General features: G+C 62.0%; 28 protein-coding genes and 1 pseudogene. 16 read left to right on the forward strand and 13 right to left on the reverse strand.

Going from position 1 to position 26,585, the window contains the following annotated elements:
- Positions 1-309 precede the first annotated feature (309 nt).
- Complete coding sequence (gene nadB / locus PspS04_RS20780; protein ID WP_095169759.1) at positions 310-1,926, forward strand: L-aspartate oxidase; 1,617 nt, start codon at positions 310-312, stop codon at positions 1,924-1,926.
- Here the strand turns inward: nadB and PspS04_RS20785 are convergent.
- Entirely contained in the window at positions 1,895-2,344 is a 450-nt protein-coding gene (locus PspS04_RS20785; RefSeq protein ID WP_159997514.1) for a protein YgfX, read from the reverse strand. The two genes, nadB and PspS04_RS20785, sit on opposite strands and share 32 nt — an antisense overlap.
- A complete protein-coding gene (locus tag PspS04_RS20790) occupies positions 2,328-2,582 on the reverse strand; it encodes an FAD assembly factor SdhE (protein WP_095169761.1) in 255 nt (84 codons plus the stop codon). The genes PspS04_RS20785 and PspS04_RS20790 overlap by 17 nt, the downstream gene beginning before the upstream one ends.
- A gap of 149 nt (positions 2,583-2,731) precedes the next feature.
- On the opposite strand from PspS04_RS20790, the gene ygfZ reads away from it, so the two are divergent.
- The 5 genes from ygfZ to PspS04_RS20815 all read left to right on the forward strand — a co-directional run bounded on the left by ygfZ (position 2,732) and on the right by PspS04_RS20815 (position 7,880).
- On the forward strand, positions 2,732-3,673 hold the full coding sequence (gene ygfZ, locus PspS04_RS20795; RefSeq protein ID WP_159997516.1) for a CAF17-like 4Fe-4S cluster assembly/insertion protein YgfZ: 942 nt from the start codon (positions 2,732-2,734) through the stop codon (positions 3,671-3,673).
- A gap of 36 nt (positions 3,674-3,709) precedes the next feature.
- Positions 3,710-4,531 (forward strand): HDOD domain-containing protein, encoded by an 822-nt coding sequence (locus tag PspS04_RS20800; protein ID WP_095169763.1) that lies wholly within the window; start codon positions 3,710-3,712, stop codon positions 4,529-4,531.
- A gap of 453 nt (positions 4,532-4,984) precedes the next feature.
- The gene (locus PspS04_RS20805) at positions 4,985-6,232 is read left to right on the forward strand and encodes a ribonucleotide-diphosphate reductase subunit beta (RefSeq protein ID WP_095169764.1); all 1,248 of its coding nucleotides are present in this window, start codon (positions 4,985-4,987) and stop codon (positions 6,230-6,232) included.
- Positions 6,233-6,438: 206 nt separating this feature from the next.
- Entirely contained in the window at positions 6,439-7,398 is a 960-nt protein-coding gene (locus tag PspS04_RS20810; protein WP_159997518.1) for a hypothetical protein, read from the forward strand.
- A gap of 164 nt (positions 7,399-7,562) precedes the next feature.
- Positions 7,563-7,880, forward strand: a complete 318-nt coding sequence (locus tag PspS04_RS20815; protein ID WP_095169766.1) for a helix-turn-helix domain-containing protein — start codon at positions 7,563-7,565, stop codon at positions 7,878-7,880.
- Between the two features lie 21 nt (positions 7,881-7,901).
- Here the strand turns inward: PspS04_RS20815 and PspS04_RS20820 are convergent, their stop codons facing one another.
- On the reverse strand, positions 7,902-8,957 hold the full coding sequence (locus tag PspS04_RS20820) for an MBL fold metallo-hydrolase (protein WP_159997520.1): 1,056 nt from the start codon (positions 8,955-8,957) through the stop codon (positions 7,902-7,904).
- Positions 8,958-9,159: 202 nt separating this feature from the next.
- On the opposite strand from PspS04_RS20820, the gene PspS04_RS20825 reads away from it, so the two are divergent.
- From PspS04_RS20825 to PspS04_RS20835, 3 genes are all read left to right on the forward strand, one after another.
- Positions 9,160-9,768 (forward strand): TetR/AcrR family transcriptional regulator, encoded by a 609-nt coding sequence (locus PspS04_RS20825; protein ID WP_095169768.1) that lies wholly within the window; start codon positions 9,160-9,162, stop codon positions 9,766-9,768.
- A gap of 188 nt (positions 9,769-9,956) precedes the next feature.
- The gene (locus PspS04_RS20830) at positions 9,957-11,015 is read left to right on the forward strand and encodes a diguanylate cyclase (protein WP_095169769.1); all 1,059 of its coding nucleotides are present in this window, start codon (positions 9,957-9,959) and stop codon (positions 11,013-11,015) included.
- A gap of 58 nt (positions 11,016-11,073) precedes the next feature.
- Entirely contained in the window at positions 11,074-11,613 is a 540-nt protein-coding gene (locus PspS04_RS20835) for a DUF1003 domain-containing protein (protein ID WP_095169770.1), read from the forward strand.
- A gap of 7 nt (positions 11,614-11,620) precedes the next feature.
- Here PspS04_RS20835 and PspS04_RS20840 read toward each other — a convergent pair whose 3' ends face one another.
- On the reverse strand, positions 11,621-12,571 hold the full coding sequence (locus PspS04_RS20840; protein ID WP_159997522.1) for a LysR family transcriptional regulator: 951 nt from the start codon (positions 12,569-12,571) through the stop codon (positions 11,621-11,623).
- 14 nt (positions 12,572-12,585) lie between these two features.
- Here PspS04_RS20840 and PspS04_RS20845 point away from each other — a divergent pair, with 14 nt between their 5' ends.
- Both PspS04_RS20845 and PspS04_RS20850 read left to right on the forward strand, forming a co-directional pair.
- Positions 12,586-13,296 carry a CTP synthase C-terminal region-related (seleno)protein gene (locus tag PspS04_RS20845; RefSeq protein WP_159997524.1) on the forward strand — a complete coding sequence of 237 codons (711 nt, stop codon included), beginning with the start codon at positions 12,586-12,588 and terminating at the stop codon, positions 13,294-13,296.
- Positions 13,293-13,616: an antibiotic biosynthesis monooxygenase family protein gene (locus PspS04_RS20850; protein WP_159997526.1), complete on the forward strand. Its 324-nt coding sequence runs from the start codon at positions 13,293-13,295 to the stop codon at positions 13,614-13,616. The genes PspS04_RS20845 and PspS04_RS20850 overlap by 4 nt, the downstream gene beginning before the upstream one ends.
- Here PspS04_RS20850 and PspS04_RS20855 read toward each other — a convergent pair.
- Entirely contained in the window at positions 13,613-13,939 is a 327-nt protein-coding gene (locus PspS04_RS20855) for a DUF2025 family protein (protein ID WP_159997527.1), read from the reverse strand. The genes PspS04_RS20850 and PspS04_RS20855 overlap by 4 nt on opposite strands.
- Positions 13,940-14,175: 236 nt before the next feature.
- Here PspS04_RS20855 and PspS04_RS20860 point away from each other — a divergent pair, with 236 nt between their 5' ends.
- The gene (locus PspS04_RS20860) at positions 14,176-15,303 is read left to right on the forward strand and encodes a glycerophosphodiester phosphodiesterase (protein ID WP_159997529.1); all 1,128 of its coding nucleotides are present in this window, start codon (positions 14,176-14,178) and stop codon (positions 15,301-15,303) included.
- Positions 15,304-15,987, forward strand: a complete 684-nt coding sequence (locus PspS04_RS20865) for a helix-turn-helix domain-containing protein (protein WP_159997531.1) — start codon at positions 15,304-15,306, stop codon at positions 15,985-15,987. It abuts the gene before it with no gap.
- A 4-nt stretch (positions 15,988-15,991) separates the two neighbouring features.
- On the opposite strand, the gene PspS04_RS20870 is transcribed toward PspS04_RS20865, so the two are convergent.
- Positions 15,992-16,879, reverse strand: a complete 888-nt coding sequence (locus PspS04_RS20870; protein WP_159997533.1) for a sterol desaturase family protein — start codon at positions 16,877-16,879, stop codon at positions 15,992-15,994.
- Between the two features lie 153 nt (positions 16,880-17,032).
- Here PspS04_RS20870 and PspS04_RS20875 point away from each other — a divergent pair, with 153 nt between their 5' ends.
- Entirely contained in the window at positions 17,033-17,353 is a 321-nt protein-coding gene (locus tag PspS04_RS20875; RefSeq protein WP_159997535.1) for a PepSY domain-containing protein, read from the forward strand.
- A gap of 142 nt (positions 17,354-17,495) precedes the next feature.
- Complete coding sequence (locus tag PspS04_RS20880; protein ID WP_159997536.1) at positions 17,496-18,680, forward strand: GAF domain-containing sensor histidine kinase; 1,185 nt, start codon at positions 17,496-17,498, stop codon at positions 18,678-18,680.
- Positions 18,681-18,692: 12 nt separating this feature from the next.
- Here PspS04_RS20880 and PspS04_RS28150 read toward each other — a convergent pair whose 3' ends face one another.
- Together PspS04_RS28150 and PspS04_RS28155 are read right to left on the reverse strand one after the other, a co-directional pair.
- The gene (locus PspS04_RS28150) at positions 18,693-19,460 is read right to left on the reverse strand and encodes a methyl-accepting chemotaxis protein (protein WP_442966650.1); all 768 of its coding nucleotides are present in this window, start codon (positions 19,458-19,460) and stop codon (positions 18,693-18,695) included.
- A gap of 165 nt (positions 19,461-19,625) precedes the next feature.
- Positions 19,626-20,333: pseudogene (locus PspS04_RS28155) on the reverse strand (methyl-accepting chemotaxis protein); the annotation flags it as partial.
- 195 nt (positions 20,334-20,528) lie between these two features.
- Between PspS04_RS28155 and PspS04_RS20890 the strand changes: the two are divergent.
- Positions 20,529-21,551: a transporter gene (locus PspS04_RS20890; protein WP_159997540.1), complete on the forward strand. Its 1,023-nt coding sequence runs from the start codon at positions 20,529-20,531 to the stop codon at positions 21,549-21,551.
- A 51-nt stretch (positions 21,552-21,602) separates the two neighbouring features.
- Here PspS04_RS20890 and PspS04_RS20895 read toward each other — a convergent pair whose 3' ends face one another.
- The 5 genes from PspS04_RS20895 to PspS04_RS20915 form a co-directional block, all read right to left on the reverse strand.
- Positions 21,603-22,928, reverse strand: a complete 1,326-nt coding sequence (locus tag PspS04_RS20895; RefSeq protein ID WP_159997542.1) for a purine-cytosine permease family protein — start codon at positions 22,926-22,928, stop codon at positions 21,603-21,605.
- A 111-nt stretch (positions 22,929-23,039) separates the two neighbouring features.
- On the reverse strand, positions 23,040-24,014 hold the full coding sequence (locus tag PspS04_RS20900; protein ID WP_095169783.1) for a biotin-dependent carboxyltransferase family protein: 975 nt from the start codon (positions 24,012-24,014) through the stop codon (positions 23,040-23,042).
- Positions 24,011-24,883 carry a 5-oxoprolinase subunit B family protein gene (locus PspS04_RS20905; RefSeq protein WP_095169784.1) on the reverse strand — a complete coding sequence of 291 codons (873 nt, stop codon included), beginning with the start codon at positions 24,881-24,883 and terminating at the stop codon, positions 24,011-24,013. The genes PspS04_RS20900 and PspS04_RS20905 overlap by 4 nt, the downstream gene beginning before the upstream one ends.
- A complete protein-coding gene (locus PspS04_RS20910) occupies positions 24,880-26,253 on the reverse strand; it encodes an acetyl-CoA carboxylase biotin carboxylase subunit (RefSeq protein ID WP_159997544.1) in 1,374 nt (457 codons plus the stop codon). The genes PspS04_RS20905 and PspS04_RS20910 overlap by 4 nt, the downstream gene beginning before the upstream one ends.
- A 10-nt stretch (positions 26,254-26,263) precedes the next feature.
- Positions 26,264-26,509, reverse strand: a complete 246-nt coding sequence (locus PspS04_RS20915; RefSeq protein WP_095079351.1) for an acetyl-CoA carboxylase — start codon at positions 26,507-26,509, stop codon at positions 26,264-26,266.
- Positions 26,510-26,585 lie beyond the last annotated feature (76 nt).

The following is a 26,585-nucleotide window of genomic DNA, read 5'->3' on the forward strand; positions in this document are numbered from 1 at the left end:
TCTATTGAGTTTAGGGCCTTGGTAAAAGTTCCCAATCTTTATAGCCGGGTGAAACCAACAATGTGCAACCACGAAGCGAAAAAGCGGGGTTTGTCGCCGAAAACTTGAGCATTTCGCCTACTCACGAGGTAAAACACCCGACATAGGCATCCGTCTTTTGCGTCACAGTAGTTTCACATTGCCACGAAGGCTCGGCTATTGTGCCGATCCACCCCTCTATATACTAGTGCGCTGTGTGGCTGTCTCGACTCGCCGATTCAGGTGTCTTGCGCCAACCCCGTCCCGGGTCGCTTTGAGCGGAATCCTGAAATGAGCCAACAGTTTCAACACGATGTTCTGGTGATTGGCAGCGGCGCTGCCGGTCTGAGTCTGGCACTGACGTTGCCTGATCATTTGCGCATTGCGGTATTGAGCAAAGGCAACCTCGCCAACGGCTCGACCTACTGGGCCCAGGGCGGTGTCGCTGCCGTGCTGGACGATACCGATACCGTTGAATCTCATGTCGACGACACCCTCAACGCCGGCGGTGGCCTGTGTCACGAAGACGCGGTGCGGTTCACGGTAGAGCACAGCCGCGAAGCCATACAGTGGCTGATCGACCAGGGCGTGCCCTTCACCCGCGACGAACAGTCGGGCACCGAAGACGGCGGTTTTGAGTTCCACCTGACCCGTGAGGGTGGTCATAGCCATCGGCGTATCATTCACGCCGCCGATGCCACCGGCGCCGCAATCTTCAACACCTTGCTGGCGCAAGCGCGGCTACGCCCGAACATCGAACTGCTGGAGCAACGGGTCGCCGTTGACCTGATCACCGAAAAACGCCTCGGCCTGGAAGGCGATCGCTGCCTTGGTGCCTATGTGCTCAATCGCGGCACCGGCCAGGTCGACACCTACGGCGCGCGGTTCGTGATCCTCGCCTCCGGTGGCGCGGCCAAGGTCTACCTCTATACCAGCAACCCCGATGGCGCTTGTGGCGACGGCATCGCCATGGCCTGGCGCTCGGGCTGCCGGGTGGCCAACCTGGAGTTCAATCAGTTCCACCCGACCTGCCTGTACCACCCGCAAGCCAAGAGTTTCCTGATCACCGAAGCCCTGCGCGGCGAGGGAGCGCACCTCAAGCTGCCCAACGGCGAGCGTTTCATGCAGCGCTTCGACCCACGGGCCGAGCTGGCACCACGGGATATCGTGGCCCGGGCCATCGACCACGAAATGAAGCGCCTGGGGATCGACTGCGTCTACCTGGACATCAGCCACAAGCCCGAAGCCTTCATCAAGAGTCACTTCCCAACGGTCTATGAGCGCTGCCTGGAATTTTCCATCGACATTACCCGCCAGCCGATCCCGGTCGTCCCGGCGGCGCACTACACCTGTGGCGGCGTGATGGTCGACCAGCAGGGGCGCACCGACGTCCCCGGCCTCTATGCCATCGGCGAAACCAGCTTCACCGGCTTGCACGGCGCCAACCGCATGGCCAGCAACTCGCTGCTGGAATGCTTCGTCTATGCCCGCTCGGCAGCCGCGGACATTCTTGCGCAACTGCCCCAGGTGTCGATCCCCTGCGCCCTGCCTGTTTGGGACGCCAGCCAGGTTACCGACTCCGACGAAGACGTGATCATCGCCCACAACTGGGATGAACTGCGGCGGTTCATGTGGGACTACGTCGGCATCGTGCGCACCAACAAGCGCCTGCAGCGCGCCCAGCACCGCGTGCGCCTGCTGCTGGACGAGATCGACGAGTTCTACAGCAACTATAAAGTCAGCCGCGACCTGATCGAGTTGCGCAACCTGGCCCAGGTGGCCGAACTGATGATCCAGTCAGCCATGGAGCGCAAGGAAAGCCGTGGCCTGCATTACACCCTCGATTACCCGGACCTGTTGCCGCAAGCGCTGGACACTATCCTGGTGCCGCCCACCTACGCCGACTGAACTTGAGCCGTACCCGCAGGCGCCGGTGAACATCCGGCGCCAGGGCATCGCGCGGCACACAGATCGAACGCACCCAGCGCTCGCCACTCAGGCGAAAGCGCAGCACCACGATCAACGGCAAGGCCAGGCTGTCGGGGCGCAATTGCACGGCCTGCCAGCCACCGGCCCGGCTCCACAACTGCCAGCCATCGGCATCGCGGCGCAAGCCACTGAAGGCTGTGGGATGAGTCAGGAGAATCTGCCGCGGCAACACCCAGGCGCCGTGCGCCAGGCACAGCAAGACACCCGCCAGGCGGGCCCACAGGGCAACATCGAGTAGAAACAGCGAGCCCAGCGCGAACAGCTGGGCCAGGAGATAGGCCGCCAGCAGTTGCCGTGAGGCCTGCCAGCGGCATTCGAAACTACTTGGGCTGGACACGATCCAGGATCATCCGGACCATACGTTGCAGCTCGGGATCTTCCGATTCGGAACGCTCCATGAACCAGCCGAACATGTCCTGATCTTCGCATTCGAGCAACCTGACGTAGCAGTCGCGATCGACCTGGTTCAGGTGCGCATAAACCTCTTTGACAAAGGGCACCAGCAACACGTCAAGTTCAAGCATGCCGCGGCGGCTGTGCCAATAGAGGCGATTGAGTTCAACATCTTCGACCATGGAGCGCTCCTCAAATAGAGCGCAAGTATACAGCCCCGATCCCGGTCGAACAGTCGGCTTTGGTCGGGCGCCTCCAGGCTTTTGTAAACTACCCATTTCCAGAGCACCCCCTTATGATGTCCTCCAGACCTTTTACCCTGCGATGACCCATGGCTGATTCCGCTTTTTTCTGCACCTTGTCCCATGAAGGCGTGCTCGCCGTCCGCGGCAGCGATGCCAGCAAGTTTCTTCAGGGCCAATTGACCTGCAACCTCAACTACCTGAGCGACACCCAGGCGAGCCTCGGCGCCCGCTGCACCCAAAAGGGCCGCATGCAGTCGAGCTTCCGCATCCTGCTGGAGGGTGACGGGGTGTTGCTGGCGATGGCCAGCGAGTTGCTGGAGCCGCAACTGGCCGACCTGAAAAAGTACGCCGTGTTCTCCAAGTCCAAACTCACTGATGAAAGCGCCGCCTGGGTTCGTTTTGGCCTGGTAGAGGCCGATACCGCACTGACGGCACTGGGGCTCGACCTGCCGCCAGACACCGACTCGGTCGCCCGCCACGCCGGCCTGATCGCCATTCGGGTCTCCCCTGGCCGCACTGAACTCTGGGCCCCGGCCGCACAGGCACAGAGCCTGGCGACACAACTCTCGAGCACCCTCGCGCAAGGCAGCCTCAATGATTGGTTGCTGGGCCAGATCCGCGCCGGCATTGGCCAGGTGATGCCCGCCACTCGCGAGCTGTTCATTCCGCAGATGCTCAACCTGCAGGCGGTAGGCGGCGTGAGCTTCAAGAAAGGCTGCTACACCGGCCAGGAAATCGTCGCACGCATGCAATACCTGGGCAAACTCAAGCGCCGCCTGTATCGCCTGCAACTAGACGCCAGCGACTTGCCCGAGCCAGGCACCGCCTTGTTCGCGCCAACCCACGGCAGCTCCATTGGCGAAGTGGTCCTCGCCGCACACGCCGAACAGGGCATCGAACTGCTGGCAGTGCTGCAAGCCGAAGCGGCCGAAGGTGCCAACCTGCACCTGGGCGCGCTCGAAGGCCCGACCCTGCACCTGCTCGAACTGCCTTACCAACTGGATCGCGATCGCGAGATCCAGCGTTAATCCGCAGTACTTTGTCGCAACACCTAGAGAAACGAAATGAGCAAGCTGGCGGAAAAGGTCCAACAGGATTTGGTTGAGGCCATCGATAATGATGACCTGGTTCTGCCAACGTTACCGGAAGTGGCCCTGCAGATTCGTCGGGCCGCCGAAGACCCGGATATCAGCGTCACCACCCTGAGTAAAGTCATCGGCCGCGACACCGCCCTGTCGGCGCGCCTGATCAAAGTGGTCAACAGCCCCCTGCTGCGCGGCGCCCAGGAAGTCACCGACCTGTACACGGCCATTACTCGGCTGGGCATCAACTACAGCAGCAACCTGGCCATCGGCCTGGTCATCGAGCAGATCTTCCATGCCCGCTCCGATGTGGTCGGCCAGAAAATGCGCGACGTCTGGCGCAAGAGCCAGGAGATCGCCGGCATCAGCTACTCGTTGTGCCGTAGCCACACTCAGCTCAAGCCCGACCAGGCGGCGCTGGGTGGCCTGGTACACCAGATCGGCGTGCTGCCAATCCTGACCTACGCCCAAGACCACTATGAGCTGCTCTCGGACCCGGTCAGCCTCAACCATGTGATCGAGCGCATCCACCCGCTGCTTGGCGACAAGCTGCTGCAGGTCTGGGAGTTTCCGGAAATGCTGGTCCACCTGCCGGGGCAATACCTGGACTTCAAGCGTCAGCCCGAGGCTGTCGACTACGTCGACCTGGTGCAAGTGGCGACCGTGCATGCCCATCTGGGCAGCCACCACCCGCTGGCCCAGATCGACATCAGCAGCCTGCCCGCCTTCAAACGGTTGGGGATCAACCCGAACAAGCCCATCCCCTGTGCCGAACTGGAAGACTCGCGCACGATGTTTTATTGAGCCGCACGCCCGCCCCGGCGGGCTTTGCGTGGAGCTGGCGGGACAGCTGGCTGTGGTTGGCAAAAATTTACCGATACCCGGCAAAAAAAATCTATGCCGGCCAAAGCCCCATAAACTCTCGCTCTGCCCGAAAAAGCAGGTCTCATGGCCACTAACTGGGCTACTTCGTCGCACCACAAGCCGTAAAAAACACCTATAATGCGCCGGTAAATCGGGCCTGCAACACCTCCTTACATGAGGGTGAAAGCCGTGCTGAAGCCATCGCCGGATGCTGACCATGTCGACTCCGCCCTTCAGCGACTTCAGGACACCCGTAGACATTTCTGTTTTTTGCCTGCGTACCGCTGCAACAAACGATTCCTTTAGATCCACCGCGGCCACCAGGCCGTGTGAATAACCGACCTTCAGAGTTTTCACACGGGCAACTGGCCCTCACGCAGGAGACGACACGTCATGCTGAGCTGGGACGAATTCGATAAAGAAGACGGCGAAGTTGTCGCCAAAGGCGCCAATGCTGGCCACGCAACAGAAGCCAACATGGACCGCCTCGACAGCGCCGGTGGTGCTGCTGCGCTGGAAGCGCGCGCCGTGACTGCCAGCGACTCGGCCGCGATCGTTCGCGCCAAGGCTGCCCTCGACAAACTCGACGTCGCCGAAGGCCTGGCCGAACTCGAAGGCGCCTCTGCCCGCGTTGCGGTCGACGAGAAGCGCATGATCAACTGCCGCGCCGACCTCAACCAACTCGTCCCATTCAAATACGACTGGGCCTGGCAGAAGTACCTGGACGGTTGCGCAAACCACTGGATGCCGCAAGAAGTCAACATGACCGCCGACATCGCCCTCTGGAAAAACCCGGAAGGCCTGACCGACGACGAGCGCCGCATCGTGATGCGCAACCTGGGCTTCTTCTCCACCGCCGACTCCCTGGTTGCCAACAACCTGGTTCTGGCCGTGTACCGCCTGATCACCAACCCGGAATGCCGCCAGTACATCCTGCGCCAGGCGTTCGAAGAGGCGATCCACACTCACGCCTACCAGTACTGCATCGAATCGCTGGCCATGGATGAAGGCGAGATCTTCAACATGTACCACGAGATCCCATCGGTCGCGAAAAAAGCCACCTGGGGCCTGAAGTACACCCGTTCGATCTCCGATCCGAAGTTCGAAACCGGCACCGTCGAAACCGACAAAGAGTTGCTGCGCAACCTGATCGCCTACTACTGCGTTCTGGAAGGCATCTTCTTCTACTGCGGCTTCACCCAGATCCTCTCCATGGGTCGGCGCAACAAAATGACCGGCGTCGCCGAGCAGTTCCAGTACATCCTGCGCGACGAATCCATGCACCTGAACTTTGGCATCGACGTGATCAACCAGATCAAGATCGAAAACCCGCACCTGTGGGATGCCGAGATGAAGGAAGAAGCCAGCCAGATGATCCTGCAGGGCACCCAACTGGAAATCGAATACGCACGCGACACCATGCCGCGCGGCGTACTGGGCATGAACGCGGCGATGATGGAGGACTACCTCAAGTTCATCGCCAACCGTCGCCTGTCGCAGATCGGTTTGAAGGAAGAGTACCCAGGCACCACCAACCCATTCCCATGGATGAGCGAGATCATGGACTTGAAGAAAGAGAAGAACTTCTTCGAGACTCGGGTTATTGAATATCAGACTGGCGGGGCATTGAGCTGGGATTGATTCCTGACGCTCATCACTGCTGAGTCGATGATCTTAAAGAGCCCTGGATGCGTAATGCCTCCAGGGCTTTTTTGTGAGCCTTTACTGGTTGCTCCACTGATAACGGCAACCGCGGGCAAGCCTTGCTCCTACATCGGTGCACCAGGGTTGAAAACCATCAGCGCATCCCGCTATTAATACCTCTCCCCTCCAGGACTCGCGCCGCCATGAAATTCGACCTCGCCTACTGCATCAGCCTCGACGCCAAGCTGTCGATCTATGACGTGCGGGACCTGAATTTTGACGAGACGATGGCGTTCGACTCTGCGAAGGAACACTTCCAGTGCCCCAACGATGCCTGCCGCTTGGCCTTTGGAACCACCAATGTGCTGGGGACGATCAATGCCAAGAGCGTGAATTACATCCGCACGCCGCATTTCAAGAATGTGCCCAGCACCCGGCATGTGGAGGGCTGTCCATATGTCAGCCTGAAGACGTCGAGTACCGAGGGAGTGGAAACGGATGACGGGATTGAGGAGCATTTCCCGTCAGAACTGTTGCTGACCCGGCGTCAGTATGTGCGCATGCCCGCTAGCACCGAGGTGACTGCCGACAGGGTGCAGGATCAGATGCCAGCGACTCCGTACATCAGCCAGGGCGAGCACCCGATAGCAGAGTCAACGCCAGACAAGACCAGCGTGTTTGCCCATCCGGTGGAGTGTTTCGTTTCCAATTTCGAGAACAAGGACCTGCTCAAGCGCATGCCGCTGAAGATTGGCGAGCACACGGCGTCCTACGCCTCGTTCTTCAAGAAGATCGAATACCTGCAGGACAACAAGGGCCTGATTTACTGGGGCAGGATCAAGGAGATCAAGGACTACACCCAGAGCTTTCGCATCGACTTCGAGAAAAAGGCCTGGCTCGAGAAGAAGCCCTACTCGGTGACCCTGTACCTGGGCAAGAAGCTGATCGACAGCTACCGCAAGCGCCAGGCGTTCCTCGAGGAGATCAAGCACGCCATCGAGAGCGAGCAGGAGCTGTATTGCTTTTTCTACGGCGTGACGCCGGAGTTGAAGCAGGTGCCAAGCAAGAAAAACCCCGAGCAGACGTTCGGGGTGTTCAGTGCCAACATCGAGAATCTGGATCACTTCATCATTCGGCAAGCGCCGCAGTTGCACGCCAAGTAGTCGTGGCGTGACGCTCAATTCATCGAATACCGGCACAAGCGTCTAGCGCCTGCCTCGACCGCACGATATCGCATCAATCAAAAAATGAGTTTGATCCGGGCGCAAAACAACTGTACAAAAACACAGTGCTAATTGATTTGCCACTCTCGAGCCCGGAGAAACCCATGGCCTCTATTGCGATGAAAATCACCCTGGAACGTATCGCCCTGTTCCAGTTCACCCCCAAACACAGCGCCCAGGCCCGTGCGATGCTGGGTTGGTCACTGGAGCAATTGTCCCGCGAGTCCGGGGTCAGCGTAGAAGCGATAGCGCGGTTCGAAGCCGGCGCCGAAGTGCTCGACGTCACCCGCCTGGCCCTGGCCTACAGGCTGGAGGCCGAGGGCCTGGTGTTCTTTCCCGGTTTTGCCCCAGGTCGGGGCATGAGCGTCAGGGGATCGGCACCGGATCCGGTGGGGCGAGCGGATTTCGCGATGATCGAGTGATCAACTCAAGTATTGCCAGCCCTAGCCATTGGCAACTGCCTGCTCACCCTGCTCTTCAACCTCAAGCCACCAAGCCTGCCCGTGTTGCGGCTGGTTGAGGTTGAAGGCTTCACCCATTTGTGGGGTGGTGATGGACACATTGTGTTCCCAGGCCAGGGCCAGGATACGGTCGAAAGGTTCGTGCCAGGCGTGCATCGACAAATCGAAGGTGCCGTTGTGAATCGGCAACAGCCAACGCCCCTTGAGGTCGAAGTGGGCTTGCAGGGTTTGTTCCGGTTGCATGTGGACCAGTGGCCAGTCGACGTTGTAGGCGCCAGTTTCCATCAGCGTCAGGTCGAAGGGTCCAAACTGTTCACCGATCGCCTTGAAGCCGTCGAAATAGCCGGTGTCACCGCTGAAGAAGATGCGCTTGTCGCCGTCGATGATCACCCATGAAGCCCAGAGGGTACTGTTGCCATCGAACAGACCACGACCGGAAAAATGCTGGGACGGTGTGGCGATGAAGTGAATCCCGTCGATCTGCGTGCCTTCCCACCAGTCGAGTTGACGCACCTTGTTGGCATCGACACCCCACTTGATCAAGGTCTCACCTACGCCCAACGGTGTGATGAAGTGGCGGGTCTTGTCTGCCAGCTCGATGACGGTCTGATGGTCGAGATGATCGTAGTGATCGTGGGACAGGATTACTGCTTCGATCTCAGGCAACTCATCAAGACTGATCGGCGGCTGATGAAAGCGCTTGGGTCCGGCCCACTGAACCGGGGAAGCACGCTCGGCGAAGACCGGGTCGGTGAGCCAGAACTTATCGCGCAACTTCAGCAGGACAGTGGAGTGGCCTAGCCGGAACACGCTGTGGTTGGGCGCGCTGTGCAACTGCTCGCGGGTCAGGCCTTGCACCGGAATCGCTCCGACTGGCCGAGTGTTACGCGGTTTGTTGAACAACATGTTCCAGAAGATTTGCACAGTCTTGCGCAAGCCAGGTTGGCGTACCGCTGTAGGGTTGCGGTAGCGGCCCTGCTCCTGGCGGGAGGTTTTCAGTTCTGTGGCGCTGTCCGCCTGGTAAGAGAAAGTGGCCATGTTCAAATGACTCCAGAAAAACCGCTGTAGCCGGTGATTTTCTTTTTCGGACAATAAAGGGCCAATGCACGCACGCGTCAGCCGCAAACTCTAATTTTTACCGCACAACTACACTGCACGGTGTAGTTTCAAGATTGCAACAAACCCTGGAATAAGTAAACTGCTGAGTGTAAGTGCTCACCCACTCTGCCGAAGCGTATTTATGACAGCTCCCCAGCGCCTGACCGACCGAAAACGCGAAGCCATTGTCCAGGCGGCGATCAGCGAATTCCGTAGCAACGGTTTCGATATCACCAGCATGGACAAGATTGCGGCGACGGCGGGGGTATCCAAGCGCACCGTGTACAACCACTTTGCCAGCAAGGAAGAGTTGTTCGCCGAAATTCTCCAGCGTTTGTGGACCAACATTTGCGCCCAGGAAGACAGCGTCTACAGTCCCGGACAACCGCTGCGTGAGCAACTCGGGCAGCTACTGCACGGCAAGCTGGCGCTGTTGGCAGACAACAGCTTCCTCGACCTGGCTCGAGTGGCTATCGCCGCCACTATCCACTCACCCGAGCGTGCCCAGGACATTGTCCTGCGCATCGGCGAACGCGAGGAAGCCCTGACCGCCTGGATTCGTGCGGCACAGGCTGACGGCACACTCAAGCCGGTCGATCCCGACTTCGCCGCCCAGCAGTTGCATGGGATGCTCAAGGCTTTCGCCTTCTGGCCACAGATCTCCATGAACCAGCCAGTTCTGTCCGCCGAGATGCAGAGCACTGTCATCGAGTCGGCGCTGGACATGTTCCTGGCCTGTTATCAGCGCTGATCCGCCGCGCCAGCTACCCTGTACTACGCTGTCATGCCGCGGGCAAGTGCCGGGTGCGTGCACCTGGCCATCATCTGGCTGATGATCGCATCTGCAATAAATGACACTATTGACCTGTTTCTTCGATGGATCGCAGCCCAGGGTAAAACACCACAAAGTGTTTCAGGGCGACATGAGCGCAGTGAGCTATGCAAAATCAACGTGGCAAAGGCCTGTCATTTGCCAAACGTATCTATAAACCGCGGATTATTGGCCTGGGCATTGGCTGCATCAGTGTCGCCGCGGCGCTTTATCCCTTGGGAGTGCCCACCTGGGTCTGGGTACTGTTGGGCTTCAATGCCGTGTGCTGGGCGCACCTGGCCTATCATCTGGCGACCCGCTCCGCGTTCCCCTACCAGGCGGAACGTCGCAACCTGCTGGTCGACTCGTTGCTGGGCGGTTTCTGGGCCGCGACCATGCACTTCAACCCGCTGGCCACCGTGACCATCCTCTCGATGATGGCCATGAACAATGTGGCCGCCGGTGGGGTGCGCCTGTTGGTCCAGGGCAGCCTCGCCCAACTGCTGGGCATCGGCATTTCATGGGCGCTGCTGGGGGCCGGCTTCTCACCGCAAGTCAGCCAGCTCCAGGTGTATGCCTGCCTGCCGATGCTGACCCTCTACCCGCTTGCGGTGGGCATGGTCTGCTATCGACTGACGATCAAGCTGTCCGAGCACAAACGCGCCCTGAGTGCCTTGAGCCGCACAGACAGCCTGACCGGCCTGCTCAATCACGGCGCCTGGAAAGACCTGCTGCAAGACAGCTTCCACGAGTGCCAACGGCAACAAGTCCAGGCCACCATTGGCCTGATCGACATCGATCACTTCAAGGCCATCAATGACACCTACGGGCATATTGTCGGCGACGGCGTATTGCGCCAACTCAGCGCCGAACTCAAGCTCAACCTGCGGCAAAACGACCTGGCGGGACGCTACGGCGGCGATGAATTCTGTGTGATTCTGCCGAACCTGCCCCAGGACCAGGCCATCGAGGTGATGGAGCGTCTACGCCTGGTCTTCGCCGACTATCGCCACCCTGCCATCGCGCAGTTGAAGGTCAGCCTGAGCATTGGCCTGGCCACCTATCAGACGAATTTCAGCGAGGCCGGGCAGTGGCTCGAGGCTGCCGACAAGGCGCTGTACAGTGCCAAGAGCAATGGTCGCAACAGAACCAGCAGCGCCCACGCCAGCACCACAGATCCGGCATGAGTGCAGCGCCGTGGGGGTTATAGTGAACCTCAGTCCCCCCGGCCCTGCAGAGACCCTCATGAACCCAACCAAAACGCCGACATCCCCCGCAGCCCCCGTCGACCACCTGCGTTTTCACCGTCCCCATGCGCATCTGGCCGCGACCTTCGGTAACGATACCTTCGCCTTGAAAGCCGAGGCCTTTGCGCGCTTTTTCGGCACACCGACCTTTCTCGGTGCCCAGACCCTGATCGTCGCCGCCTGGATCGTCCTCAACGTTACCGGGGTGACCCGCTTCGATGTCTACCCATTCATCCTGCTCAACCTGGCATTCAGCCTGCAGGCGGCCTACGCCGCGCCTTTGATCCTGCTGGCGCAAACCCGTCAGGCCGCGCGCGACAAGGCCCAGTCCGATGCCGACGCGCAACACCGAGAAGCGCTGGCCGTGGCCAATGCCGAACGCCAGGCGCAAGCGGCGCAGAATGCCGCCCAATTGCTGGAACTGCTGGAACAGAACACCCGACTCACAGAAATGACCAAGACCCTGACCGAGCGCATTGAAAACCTCACCTCACAGGTGCATCAGCACGTCCTGGGCCAGCAACCACCCCAAGCCTGACGCCACCCTAGGCGGGCAAACGAATGGCCCGCGCCAGCTCATCGAACAGGGTCACTACCGAGCGCAGCGCGCGGCAGTCCGGACGGGTCAGCAACCACAGGCTGGTGTCGTAGCCCATCAAGGGTTCGGTCAGCGGGCGCAGCCCCTGGCCTGGATCGATCAGAAAGTCCGGCAAGGCCGCGACCCCCAACCCCGCCCGCACCAACTCAGTCACCGCGAGCATGCTGTTGCAGCGATAGCTCGGCTGCACGCCCGGTAGTTGCTGGCGTCGCCAGGTGACGGTGGGATGGTCCGGGAGGAAGTCATCCGGCGCGATCCAGCTCAGGCGTGCGAGGTCGCCCGGATCGACCGACTGCAGGTAATTCACGCTGGCGCACACCCGATAGGACACGGTCGCCAGGCGTCGGCCCACCAGATGCTCTGGTGGCGCCCGGGTCAGGCGCAGGGCAATGTCGGCATCGCGGCGGCTGAGGTTGGCAAAGTCGTTGGAGGTGCTCAGCTCCAGGGTCAACGCCGGATAGCCCGGCATGAACTGCGCCAGGGCTGGCAACAACAAGGCGTGCAGGACCGAGTCGGTGCAAGTCAGGCGCACCGTGCCGCTGATGACTTCACCGCCTTGCTCCACCCCGACCCGCGCCGCATCCAGCGCCTGTTCGGCACGTTCGGCCTGCTCGGCCAGGGTTTGCGCGAGGCTGGTGGGCAAGTAGCCGGCACGGCTTTTCTCGAACAGCGCCTGGCCCAAGCCGGCCTCCAGGCGCCGGACCGCACGAAACACCGTCGAGACGTCAACCTTGAGTAATCCGGCGGCTCGGGCCAGCGAACCGCCGCGGACCAACGCCAGGACCAGCACCAGGTCGGGGTAGTCCAGTTGATAGTGCGTAGCTGCATTGATCACTTGGGTAAACGCCAATATTGATTGCGTGAACGCCAATCTATAGTGCCCCCCAACCACCGACAAGTCTTGGAGACGCCATGTCCAATCCAGCCCACCTGCGCATTGCCCTGATCGGCGACTACGACCCGCAGGTCCTCGCCCACCAGGCCATTCCCCTGGCCCTGAACCTGGCCGCCCAACACACGGGGCGGGACGTGCAGTCGCAGTGGCTGGCCACAGAGCGGATCGACAGCCAGACCCGCTTCAGCGACTTCGACGGCTTCTGGTGCGTGCCCGCCAGCCCTTACCGCAACACCGACGGTGCGTTGCGGGCGATTCAGTTTGCGCGGCAAGCGCAGCGGCCGTTCCTTGGCACCTGCGGTGGATTTCAACACGCGGTGCTGGAGTTCGCCCGCCATGTCCTGGGCTGGACCGATGCCGAGCATGGCGAAACCTCGCCCGAAGCCACGCGCGCCGTGATCACGCCCCTGGCCTGTGCCTTGGTCGAGGCCGTCGACAGCATCCAGTTGCGCGAGGGCTCGCTGATTGCCGCGGCCTACGCCAGCCAGCACATCAGCGAAGGCTACCGCTGCCGCTACGGGATCAACCCCGAGTTCGCCGACGCCCTGCAGAGCCACGGCCTGCGCGCCACGGGCCATGACTCTGGAGGTGATCTGCGGGTCATCGAATTGCAGGGTCATCCGTTCTTCGTCGCCAGCCTGTTTCAACCCGAACGGGCTGCGCTCAAGGGCCGGTTACCGCCCTTGGTCAACGCCTTTGTCGAGGCCTGCGCGAGGAATCCGCGATGATCGCCAGCACCCCAGCCGCCCCCTATTACGCGGTGATCTTTACCTCGCTGCGCACGGCAGGCGATCACGGCTACGACCAGGCGGCCCAGCGCATGGTCGAGCTGGCCCGCGAGCAACCGGGGTTTCTCGGCGTGGAATCAGCACGTGGTGAGGATGGCCTGGGCATCACGGTTTCCTACTGGAGCGACGAAGCGGCGATCCTCGCCTGGAAGCGCCACGCCGAACACAGCGCCGTCCGCGAGCAAGGCCGCGCCACCTGGTATCAGGCGTTTCACACCCGGGTGTGCAAGGTCGAGCGCTCGTATGCCTTCGCAACCTAAGCCGGTACCCGCTGGCGCAGCGCCGAAATCTCCGGCACATCGGCGCGGCGCATGTATACCCGCAGAGGCTCGCTGATGTTGATTCGGTCGTCGATGTTCTGATCCAGCAACAGCTGGATCAATGGGCGCTTGAGGGTCATGGCCTGATCCGGGCCTGGGGCCCAGACGAACTCGCTGGTGGGGATGATGCCGTCATCGGCGACGTCCATGCCGAACGAGTCTTCGCTGAAGCGCACGATGTACTGGCCAGTCTTGCGGTTGAGGCCGACAAAGCCGTGGAGTTGGTCGGCGGCCTGGCAGATGAGTTGCGAAGTGATGCGCATGATAAACCTCACGAAAGGTCCCAATGGACCGCTGATCAATGGTTTACACGCAGGGCAAGCATCCGGGTTTCCCTCTGCCGGGGAAACTGCCGGGGCCAAGAATACTGCAAAGTCGCGCACAAAAGCGCGGAAAAAGCGTCTGGAGCGGGGTTTATGTCGGTGCTGCGATAGCACAACTGTCGCTCAGTTGTTAAAAGGTAGTCCTTTGCAAAACGACTGACGAAAGGACCTCGACCATGCCTGTCAACTTCACCCACAGCGCCCTGCTGCTGAGCCTGATGCTCGGCGTCGGCCAGGCACAGGCTCTCAGCCAACCCGGTCCGAACGCGCTGGCCACCGCCAACGGCATCCCGCACCCGGCCGTGATCGCCCACCGCGGCGCCTCCTTCGATGCCCCGGAATCCACCGCCGCCGCTTACAAACTGGCGCGCGACCTGGGGGCCGACTACCTGGAACTGGACCTGCAACGCAGCAAGGACGGCGTGTTGTTCGCCCTGCACGACGACGACCTGCAACGCACCACCGACGTTGCCAGCAAATTCCCTGATCGCAAGGACAGCCCGGCCAACGCCTTCACCCTCGCCGAGCTGAAAACCCTCGATGCTGGCAGCTGGTTCAACAGCGCCTACCCCGATCGCGCCCGCCCTGCGTATGCAGGCCTGAAAATCCTCACGCTGGACGAAGTCATCGACATCGCCCAAGGCAACCCGCTGCACAAACCCGGCTTATACATCGAGACCAAGGAGCCCCAGCAATTCCCGGGGATCGAACGCGACCTCAAGGACAAGCTGCAAGACCGCGGCTGGCTCAGCCCTGCCGGCTCCAAGCTGGCCAAGAGCGCGCTGGGCGTGGGCCAGGGCAAAGGCAAGGTCGTGCTGCAGACCTTCGACAAGAACAGCCTGCAGATGCTGCACCAGGAAATGCCGCAGGTGCCGAAGATCCTGCTGCTGTGGGTCGCCGAGGGCAGCATCGAGCCCAAGTCCAAGGTCAAGTTCGCCGAGTCCGGGGACAAGGACAAGGCCACCTTCTATGCCAGGCAGCAACCCAAGGACAACGCCGCCTTCGAGCAATGGGTCGACTACGCCAAGGCCCAGGGCGCAATCGGCACGGGCCCGTCCGCGACCCTGACGCACCTCGGTGACCAGAGTTATGCCAACCTCGTACAGCCCTGGATGAACCAGTACACCCACGACCAGGGCCTGCTGGTGCACGTCTACACCATCGACGAAGACGTCGACTTCCAGAAAGTGATGGACGCCGGAGTCGACGGCATCTTCACCAACCGCGCCAGCGAACTGCTCAAGTACTACCAGCGCCCGGCAACCGGCAGCGTGGCCCAGTTGCTTGAACGCAACGGCTACTGAGTGAGCAACGAGCACGAGTGGAGGGGCCAACTGTGGCTGGGCCGCGACTATGGCCTGGTCCACGGCAGATTGGGGCGCACCGCGCCCCATGCGCACTACGCCCATCAGTTGATCATCGCTGGCGGCCAACCGCTACAGGTCAGCCTGGAGGGTACCCCCCAGGTCACCGGCCGGCTGTTTATCGAATCGCTGCGCACGCACGCCATCATGCACGGCTCGGACAACGTCCTGTGTATCTACGCCGAGCCCTTGATGTTCGAGGCCCAGGCCCTGCAGGACTGCCTGGCCGACGTCGAGCCGTCCTTGCCGGCCATTGCCCAGGCTGTGCTGCAGTGCCCACGGCGCCCTTTCAACGATCCACGCATCGGCCGTGCCCTGCAGGCCCTGGATGGCTTGCTGGCAGGCAAGGTCTCGGCAGCGTCCCTGGCCGCGCAGGCCCATGTATCCCTGAGCCAATTGGAGCGGCTGTTCGCCCGCCAGGTTGGCCTACCCGTTCGGCGCCTGGTGCTCTGGCGCCGTCTGCGCCTGGCCATGGCGCTGATGCTGTCTGGCAGCAATCTCACAGTGGCCGCCCACGATGCGGGGTTCGCCGACGCCGCGCACCTGTCGCGCAGCCTGAAGAAAATCTTCGGGGTGACCGCCAGCCAGGGCTTGAACGGCCTGGATATCCGCCTGCTCGACTGAGCCGTTAGCGACGCAACGCCTCTGGCACCTGCGGCTCGTCAGTGAATTGCTCGGGCTTGAACGGCTCCAGCAGTTGCTCGACATACCCCTGGGGATAATCCGCCCGATTGCCAATCCCCAATTCACCCTGCCTGATCGAATACGCGCCGGCGTGCAGGGCAGTGCCGAGCAAACGGTCCCACAGATTGAAAAACAGACCGAAATTCACATTGCCCGCTGCACCGTACTTCATATGGTGCAGGCGGTGGACCGGCGCCCAGGCGAACACCTGGGACAACACTCCCGGGGTCATGTCGACGTTGGAGTGCTGCAACAGCAACTGCAGACTGATGGCGAACGCCAGCAGCAAGGCCACGTCCAGCGGAATACCCAGCACGATCAAGGGCAAAAACCCCACCGCCGCCTCGAGCATCTGGTGCAGCGGATGTTTCATCAAGCCGTTGAAGCCATAGAGCCGCTGGACACTGTGATGCACCGCATGCAACCGCCACATCCAGGGCACGTGGTGACTGACGTAGTGGGTCAGGCTGACGCCCGCATCGGCAATCCCGATCGCCAGCAGCAACTGCCCCCACAGCGGCCAACTGCCGGGCCACAGGCCCTCGAACGACAACAGCGCCACCAGCCCCGGTAAAATCAGCAACGCCAGCCCATTGCAGGCTTCGTTGACCAGTGCATGGGCCACATCGCGCCAGCCATCACCCTGGTTGCGGTTCCACTGCGGTTCATACGGCAGCGCCCGTTCGGCCAGGAACGACACCAGCAGGGCACAGAGAAAAATCACCAGCAGCCACCCGGGCGAACGGCCTGCGACACCGACTACAGCGATACCGAGAGCGAGGAATCCACCCAGGAAAACCGGGGCATACAGCGTTGTAAACCAGCGTTTCATATGAACCTCCCTTGACGTGGGTCCAGCATGAAACGCTTTGATATGCGAGGATTGAACAAATGGCGCAAAGCGCGGCCGGCGTGGATTAAGGATCAATTAAGTTGCGCCGGTTAACCTGATCCCACTTAAACAGCTCAACCAAGGAATGACCCCATGAAAAAGTTGACCACCCTGTTCACCGCCGCTGCCCTGACCCTGACCGCCGGTTTCGCCATGGCTGACGTGCGCCCGGACCAGATCCCGGGGCTGCTCAAGGCCGGCACCGTCATGGACTTTGAAAAGCTCAACCAGGCGGCCCTCGCCCAACACCCAGGCACCACCGCGGCCAACATCACCGACACCGAGCTGGACCATAACGCCACCACCGGCGCCTATGTCTACGAAGTGGAAATCCGTGATACCAAGAATGTCGAGTGGGACGTCAAGCTCGACGCCAAGACCGGCGCAGTCCTGAGCAACGTGCAAGACAAGTAAAAACACGCTGCAAAAAAGCCGCACAACCTTTGGGATGTGCGGCTTTTTTACGTGGACGAAATAGCCACACCTCAAAACTGCACAAGGCGTACGCTGGTTGGCTAGACTCCGACCAGCCTCCCTTTGCAGAGACCCTTGGCCCATGAGCCCAACAGTGGCAGCCGATATCGCGACCATCGGTCGCATCAGTGCAGTGCCCGCCATGCTCCAGGTCATTCGAGACATGACGGGCCTGCGTTTCGCGGCGGTGGCGCGGGTCACCGGAACCTCCTGGACCGCCTGTGCGGTGCTCGACCAGCTGGATTTCGGCCTGTTGGTGGGCGGCGAACTGGACATTGCCAGCACCCTCTGCCACCAGGTTCGCGCCAGCCATCTGCCGGTGGTGATCGACAAGGCCAGTGACGATCCCCTGTATTGCCAGCACCACACCCCCAGGCTGTACCAGTTCGAAAGTTACATCTCGGTGCCGGTGTTCCGCACCGATGGACGTTTCTTCGGCACCATTTGCGCACTCGACCCCAATCCCGCCGAGCTCAGGTCCAGCACCATCCAGAGCACCGTGGAATCTTTTGCGCGCCTGCTGTCGTTGCAGATCGAGGCCGAAGAGAACCTGCAGCAAACCGAGGCCCAGCTACGCGAGGAACGCCACTCGGCCGAGTTGCGTGAACAGTTCATCGCCGTGCTCGGCCATGACCTGCGCAACCCGCTGTTTGCCATCACCATGGCTGCCGAGCGCGCGTTGCACAAACATCCCAACCCGACCACCGACACCCTGCTCCAGCACATACTCGACAGCGGACGCCGGGCCTCGCAACTGGTCGAGGACATCCTCGACTTTGCCCGTGGGCGCATGGGTGGCGGGATTCCGGTGGTGATCGCCGCCTGCCCGGACCTCGAACAAACCCTGCAGCAGGTGATCAGCGAAGTGCGTTGTGTCCATCCACGGCGCCAGATCATCGCCCGTTTTGGCGAGCTGACGGCCATTCACTGTGACCGCGAAAGAGTCGCACAACTGCTCTCCAACCTGGTCGCCAACGCGGTCGTCCATGGCGCCGCCGACGGCACCATTGAAGTCAGCGCACAGATCGAACAGGGGCGTTTTGTGCTCCAGGTGAAAAACCAGGGCCAGATTGCCGAATCAGTCCTGCCCCAGTTGTTCCAGCCCTACTCCAGACCGGCCAGCGGAACACCCCAGGCCGGCCTCGGCCTGGGCTTGTACATTGCCAGCCAGATCGCCCGCTCCCATGCCGGGGACCTCGAGGTAACCTCCTCTGAACAGGACGGCACCCTGTTCACCTTCAGCCTGCCGCTCACTGCCCAGCACTGAGCGGCCAACGCCTCAGGCACTCAGGCGCGCCGTCACTGCATTGAGTTGGCCAGACAAACCGTGCAGGTTATTGCTCGCCGCTTCAGTGCGCTGCACGTTGTCCAGGTTGGTGCTGGCGATGCTGGTGATCTCGGTCAGGTTGCGTGAAATATCCTCGGCCACCGAGGTCTGCTCCTCGGCTGCGGTGGCGATCTGGCGGTTCATGTCGCGAATCGCTTCCACCGACTCGGTGATGCGCTCCAGCATCAGCCCGGCCTGGGTCACCTGCTCGACGCTCTCGTTGCTGCGCGACTGACCGTTTTCAATCGCCAGTGCCGCGTCCACGGCACCGGTCTGCACGCTCTGGATGATCTGGTTGATCTCGATGATCGAGGCCGCCGTGCGTTGGGCCAGGCTGCGTACTTCATCGGCGACCACGGCAAAACCGCGCCCGGCTTCACCGGCGCGCGCCGCTTCGATGGCCGCGTTGAGCGCCAGCAGATTGGTCTGTTCGGCAATCCCGCGGATCACTTCCAGGACCTTGCCGATACGCCCGCTGTCGGTTTCCAGGCGGCGGATCACGGTGGCGGTGTTGGCAATTTCCCCGCGCATCTGGGTGATCGAATCAATGGTGCTCTGCATCACCAGTTCCCCCTGCTGGGCCGACTGGTCCGCATCATCCGCCGCCCGCGCGGCAGCGGCGGCATGGCGCGCAACCTCCTGGGCGGTGGCGGACATTTCGTTCATCGCGGTCGCCACCTGATCGGTACGACTGAACTGCTCGTTGGTGCCCTGGGACATCAGCCCGGCGATGGAATTGAGTTCGCCGCTGGCGCTGTCCAGGTCCGTGGCACTGCGCTGCAGGCGGGCAAAGGTTTCAGCGAGAAAATCGCGCAGGGTGTTGGCGGCGACCGCCAGGCGACCCAGCTCATCCTGTCGATCACTGGCAACCCGGGCGCTGAATCGGCCCTGGCTCAACTGGGCAACATAGTCGATCAATTGGCGGATCGGCTCCACCAGATGACGATTGACCAGCCACAGGCTGAACAGCCCGATCAGCAGCGCCGAGACCAGCATCACCACCATCCCCAGCAGCACGGTGCGCTCGGCACTGGCGCTGATCTGCAGTGATTGCTGGTTGCCGCGCTGGCGCAACTCACTGACCAACTCGCTCATCTGCTCGCTGGTGGCACGGTCCACCCCCTTGACCGCATTGTCGCCGGCGGCTGGATCGGCACCCGCCGCCAGATACGCCGCGCGACCTTGCTGGTAGGCGCCACCCAGGACTCGATGGGCCTCGCGCAGACTATCGATGCGCGCCTTCAGCGCGGGCTCGAGCCCGGGTTGGCGCACCAGTTCGCCAAGGATGTTCTGCACGTCGCCCTGGCGCGCCTGGAACTGCGCCCAGTACTTGTCCCCTTCAGCCGGTTGCTTGCCGCGCAACAGCACGTTTTTCCACTCCTGGACCTGCACCTTGAATTGCAGGTTGGCCTCGTCGATCAACTGCGAGGTATGCAGGGGACCTTCGATCAGGTTGCGGTAACTCTGCACCCCGGCGGAGAGGAAGTGAAAGCTGGCCAGGGCGATCAACAACATCGCCAACAGGCTACCGCTCAGCAACGCGAGGATTTTGGCTCTCAGGGATTTTTGCAAAAACATCGAGTGATATCTCATGACAGGAATAAGGCGGACACCGAAGTGCGCAGACCAGCCTAGCCGTCATCGGCCCTGACGAGGATTTCTTGAATCGCGCTGACCAGCGGTTTAGAGCCTCGGCCGCCGTTCGTCAAAGCGTCACGAAACGGTCAGATTGGCTTGCCATGATGCCGCTCAAGCGCCGCTGTGAATTGCATGGCGGCCGGAGACGCCATGAACCACAGCATCGACCAACGCCACCGCGACGCCGATCTTTTTGGCCTGCTCTACGGGTTCAGCTTTCGCCCCGGCGAACCCGCTCGGGAAATCACCTCGGCCCAGGCCCTGCAGCGCCTGCAACAGCCCGACAGTGCCGATGAGTTTCTCTGGCTGCACCTGAACCTGGCCCACGCGGCCTGCGAGCGCTGGATGAAAGCGCACCTGGCGTTACCCGAAGAATTCTTCGAAGCCCTGCATGAGGGCTCGCGCTCGACCCGCATCGAGCACGTCGACTCGGCCTTGCTGGCGGTGGTCAACGATGTGGTGTTCAACCTCAGCAACCTGGTGTCATCGGATGTCTCGACCCTGTGGGTCTGCGCCCGCAGTCGGCTGATCATCAGCGCACGCCTGCAACCGCTGCACTCGGTGGACAAACTGCGCTCCTCGGTCAAGGCCGGTGAGCGCTTTCGCTCACCCCTGGAGTTGCTGGTGCATCTGCTGCGCGACCAGGGCGAGGTGCTGACCCAGATCGTGCGCAAGACCAGCCTCAGCGTGGATCAGGTCGAGGACCAGTTGCTGTCCTCGCGACTGTCCACCAACCGTGCCGAACTCGGTGCCAACCGTCGCGTGCTGGTGCGCCTGCAACGCCTGCTGGCGCTGGAACCCGGTTCCCTGCTGCGCCTGCTCAACCGTCCGCCGCAGTGGTTGCAGAAGGACGACGTCAAGGAGCTGCGCAAATCCACCGAAGAATTTGCGCTGATCATCAATGACCTCACGGCCCTGGGCGAGCGGATCAAGCTGCTGCAGGAGGAAATCGCCGCCAACCTCAACGAACAGAGCAACCGCACCCTGTTCACCCTGACCGTGGTCACCGTACTGGCCCTGCCGATCAATATCATTGCCGGCTTCTTCGGCATGAACGTCGGCGGCGTACCGCTGTCTGGCGACCCGCACGGGTTCTGGGTGTTGGTGGCGCTGGTCGCCAGCTTTACCGTGATTGCCGGACGCTGGGCGTTTCGCAAGCGTGGGGATTACTGACGCCGTCTGTGCACTGCGGCCGTTAATTCAGCCTCGCGGGCTCGACAGCTGCTACAAGGTTGGGGTCACCACGGTTGTCGCCTGCCTGCGCGAGAGTGCGAACTGCAGCCCGAACGCCAGCACCCCGGTCAACGGCGCGGAGAAGCTGCTCAGCCCCGGACCGGCAAACATCAGCATCAGCCCCAGCGCCGTGCCGCCAAACCACGCCACCAAACCTGCCGGGTTGTAGGCCGAGACACGCGCAAGCGACGCCACATCACTGCGCCCATAGAGGATCTGCGCCAGCGCCACGCCGACCCAGGCCACCACAAAAATCCCTTGATAGGCCAGCGCCTTCAGCAGGTAGGCAAACACATCGGCCAGCATCAGGGCGTAGACGATCACCCCCACCGCCAGCGCCCACACCAGGTACGAACCCCGTACACCGAACCGGCCGAAAAACGCCTGCATGTTCAGCGTCGCCAGGTAGTAGTTGGCGGTGTTGATCCGGGTCTGCGTGGCCCAGACAAACAACAAGCCCCACAGCCCCATCAGTTGCAGGATTGCCATTACCACCGAGACTTCGTTCAACGCGCCCTCATGGGGAATGCTGCTGACCAGGTAAATCCCCGCCGCGCCATTGAGCAAAAAAGTCACCGCATAGAACGGCATGCCGAAGTTCCAACGGCCGTGGTACGTCTGATCCTCGGGTTTGCCGAAGCGGGCATAGTCGAAGGTGAAGAGCATCAACACCCAGACGCCCATGTACGCGACGAAGCAATCCCACCAGCCAAACGCACTGGGATTGGCCGGCCCGAAATCCAGCCACTGCGGCTGGTAACCGTAGCGACTGATGGACAAACCCACCGCCACCAGCAGACCGCCGAGATAGATCGGCAATAACACGCCATTGAGCTTGTCCAGCCAGTGCTGCACGCTCCCCAGGATCATCGGCACGCTGTACAGCACCACCAGCAAGGCGGCCAGCGGGTAGACCAGTTCCGGGTACAAGTGGTTGAGCGCCACGGCGATCACCGAACCCTCGAACACCGCGTAGTAGATCGCCGTAGAAAAGAAGATCAGCGTCGCCAGGCAGGCACCGGTGCTGCCAAACAACAACCGCGAAAACAGCGCCACGGACAGGCCGCTGCGAATCGCAAACCGACTGAGCACACTGTTGATCAGCCCGTAGCTGAGCACCGACAGGAGCATGCCGATCAGCGCATTGCGGGAGCCATAGGATAAAGCCAGCGACGCGCCGACCACGATGTAGAACATGGCGCTGCACACGGCCCACCAGGCCATGGTCAGGGACAGTCGGCCCATGCGTGCGCCAGCGGGGACTGGGTGGTTGGCCGGGTCCTGCCCGGTTTGACTCGATTGCGATAAAGCAGCCATATGCGTGAACTCCAGAACCAGTCAAAGGTTGAAGCGCGGGCAGCCGTCACCGCACCGAAGTGCGGCGTTGGCGTACCGTTTGGCATGGCCCGCGCGATGCGGCGGGCAGAATCAGGAAGGGAACAGCTTGCTCAGGCAGCTGAGTTTTTTCTTGTAGGAACGTCGTGCTTCCAGCGCCTGCTCCAGGGTCACCGCGACAAACCGCGCCTTCTGGTTGGGCTGCATCTGGCCGATCAGGTCGAGGTCGGCACTGATCACCGTACCAATCATCGCGTAGCCACCACCGGACACCGCATCGCGGTGCAGCACGATCGGTTCGAGCCCGGCCGGAACCTGGATCGAGCCGATCGGGTAACAACTGTCGACGATGTTCGACGGATCGGAGCCGGCCCCGAACGGCTGCTCCCGGGGTTGGAAACTCAAGGCGCTGCCACCCTTGAAGCGATAGCCGATGCGGTCCGCCTCCGAGCCGACCGTCCAGGGCTCAGCGAAAAAGCTGCTGGCCGCTGCTTCGCTCAAGCGCTCGTAGTACAGGCCCGGCACCACCCGCAAGCTGATTTCGCCCCCCAGCGACTGCCGCAAGGCCATGGGCAGACTGGCCCCCGCACGGCTCTTGCCACTGGCAACACCCACCGGCAACTCGTCACCGGCGACCAAGCGGCGACCCTGGAACCCGCCCAGCGCTCCCAACGCATAGGTTGAGCGACTGCCCAACACCAGCGGCACATCAATGCCACCGGCCACCGCCAAGTACGCGCGGGCACCGGCCTTGGGGAAATCAAAACGCAGCACTTGGCCGGCCTTGACCGTGAACGCGGTGTCGGCATGCATTTCCACGCCATCGACCCGTGGTGTCATGTGCGCACCGCACACCGCCACCAACGCGTCTTCGGCAAACTCCAGCTCCGGCCCCAGCAGCGTGCACTCCAGCGCCGCTGCCCCGGCCGGGTTGCCCACCAGTTGGTTGGCGGCGCTCAAGGCGTATTGGTCGAGCGCACCGGAGGGCGGAATCCCCAGGTGGTAAAAACCTTCGCGGCCCAGGTCCTGTACCGAGGTGGCAAGACCGGGTTTGAGTACCTTGATCATGCCAGCACCTCCTGCAACGACTTGGGATAACCAACGGGGTCGGCGAGGAACGCGTCCAGGGAAAACTCCACCGGTCGAATCCGCAGGTCGAAGCGCCCCGCATCCACTTCGGCCACGGCCTGGTCATAGGCCGCGCGGTCCATGGGCTTGAACTGCACGATGTCGCCGGGGCGGAAAAACACCATGTGCTCTTTCAGGTACGCCAGGTTCTGCTGCGGATCGTAGATCGGTGCCGGCGTCACGCCAAACATCTGATAACCACCGGCGCCACGCACCGAGTAGATGCAGCCGAAGCAGCCGCCGTGGCCCAGGGTCAGCTTCGGCGTGTCGGTGCGCGGCCGCAGGTACTTGGGCACCTGTAACTGGCGCTCGCGCTCGACCATCTGGAACATGAACGGCAGGCCGGCGACAAAGCCGACCATCGAGACGAACCAGGGCGCACCACTGTGGGCGGCAATGAACGCATCGACGTCCGCCAGGCCATTGATTCGCGCCGCGTACTCCAGGTCCGTGGCACTCGGGTCCTGATGCCGGTCGCGAAAACGCATCAGGGTCTCGTGGGTCCAGGGGTCGTTGTAGAGCACCGGAATCTCGATGATCCGCGTGTGCAGGGTGCGTTCGGCAATCGCTTCGGCCTCTGCGCCCTTGACCGCTTCGAGCAGGTCATGGGGCGCGATGCGGTCCGGATCGAAGCGGATCTGGAATGAGGCGTTGGCCAGGCACACATCCAGCACGCCATCCAGGGCCAGGCGCTCGACCGCACGGGTCACGGCCATGCCCTTGAAGAATGCTTCCAGAGACATGCTGTCACTGACTTCGGCGAACAGATGTTCATCGGCGCCAAAGCTGTAGCGGATCGGCTTGTTCATGCTGCACCTCCACTGCGGCGCGCGGCCAGCCAGGTTTCCAGGGTGCCGGTGTGGAAGTCGGCGTCGTGCAGCCAGGGTTGCTCCAGCAGCTCGGCATGCAACCCCAGGGTCGTCGCCATGCCGCTCAAGCGGGTCTGGGCCACGGCAACCCGCGCCCGGGCCAACGCTTGGGCGCGGTCGCGACCGTGGACAATCAGCTTGGCCAGCAGCGAATCATAATACGGCGGCACCCGATAGCCTTGATACAGATGGCTGTCGACCCGCACGCCCGGACCTTGCGGCCACGACAACGCTTCGACCAGGCCTGGGCTGGGGAAGAAGTCCCGCGCCGGGTCTTCGGCATTCAGGCGCATTTGCAGGGCCGCGCCATTGAGTCGGATATCACTCTGGCGCAAGCCCAATGGCTCGCCGCCGGCGATTCGCAACATCGCCTGAACCAAGTCGATGCCGGTGATCAGCTCGCTGACCGGGTGCTCGACCTGGATCCGCGTGTTCATCTCGATGAAGAAGAACTCGCCGCTGGCGTCGTCATACAGGTACTCCAGGGTCCCGGCGCCTTGATAGCCGAGGGACTCGGTCAAGCGTACGGCGCTGGCACAGAGGGTTTCGCGCTGTTGCTGATCGAGGGCCGGCGACGGCGCTTCCTCGAAGATCTTCTGCCGCCGCCGTTGCAGCGAACACTCGCGCTCGAACAGGTGCACCGCGTGTTTACCGTCGCCCAGCACCTGCACTTCAATGTGCCGGGCACGGCTGATGAAACGCTCCAGGTACACCGCGCCATTGCCAAAGGCCGCCTGGGCTTCGCGCTGGGAACGGGGGAACTCTTCACGCAGTTGCGCGGGACTCTGCGCCAGGCGAATACCCCGTCCGCCACCACCGGCCGAGGCTTTGATCAGCAGGGGGAAACCCACCAGTTCGGCTGCCGCGAGTGCGGCCTCGACGTCAAACAACTCACCAGGCGAACCCGGCACCACCGGCACGCCCGCCGCTTGTGCGGTGCGACGCGCCTCGGCCTTGTCGCCCATGCGGCGGATCGTTTGTGGGCTGGGCCCGACAAAAATTGCCCCGGCGGCCTGGACCGCTTCGGCGAAGTCGGCGTTCTCCGAGAGAAACCCATAGCCTGGGTGCACCGCGTTGGCCCCAGTGGCCTTCAAGGCGCCCAGCAGGGCCTCGACATTCAGGTAGCTTTTGTCGGCACGGGCCGGGCCGAGCAGGTGCACTTCGTCGGCCAAACGCGCGGCCTGGGAATCGAGGTCTGCCTCACTGCACGCGGCAACGGTGGGAATTCCCAGTTCCTGGGCGGCGCGGATAATCCGCACGGCGATTTCGCCACGGTTGGCGACCAGCAGTTTCGTGATGCCTTGGGTCATGATCGTGCCCTCACTCGTCGTCGAGTGTTGCGACGACCTGACCCGGTTCCACCGGATCGCCGTCTTCTACCAGGAATGCACTCAGGCGACCGGCCGTCCCGGCGGTCAGTTCGGAAAACTGCTTCATGACCTCGATCAGGCCAATCACCGTGTCGGCGCTGACCTGCGCACCGACCTCGACGAAGTTCGCCGACTCCGGCGTGGCTTTGCGATAGAAGGTCCCTGGGAGTGGGGTGATAACTGTGTGTTCGGCCATGTCTGTTCCTTTTGGAATAGTTGTAGAAAGGCAGGCAAAAAATTCATCGATGGGCAGCCCGGACGTCTGTAGCGCC

Source organism: Pseudomonas sp. S04, assembly GCF_009834545.1.
In the GTDB taxonomy this organism is placed as follows: Bacteria; Pseudomonadota; Gammaproteobacteria; order Pseudomonadales; family Pseudomonadaceae; genus Aquipseudomonas.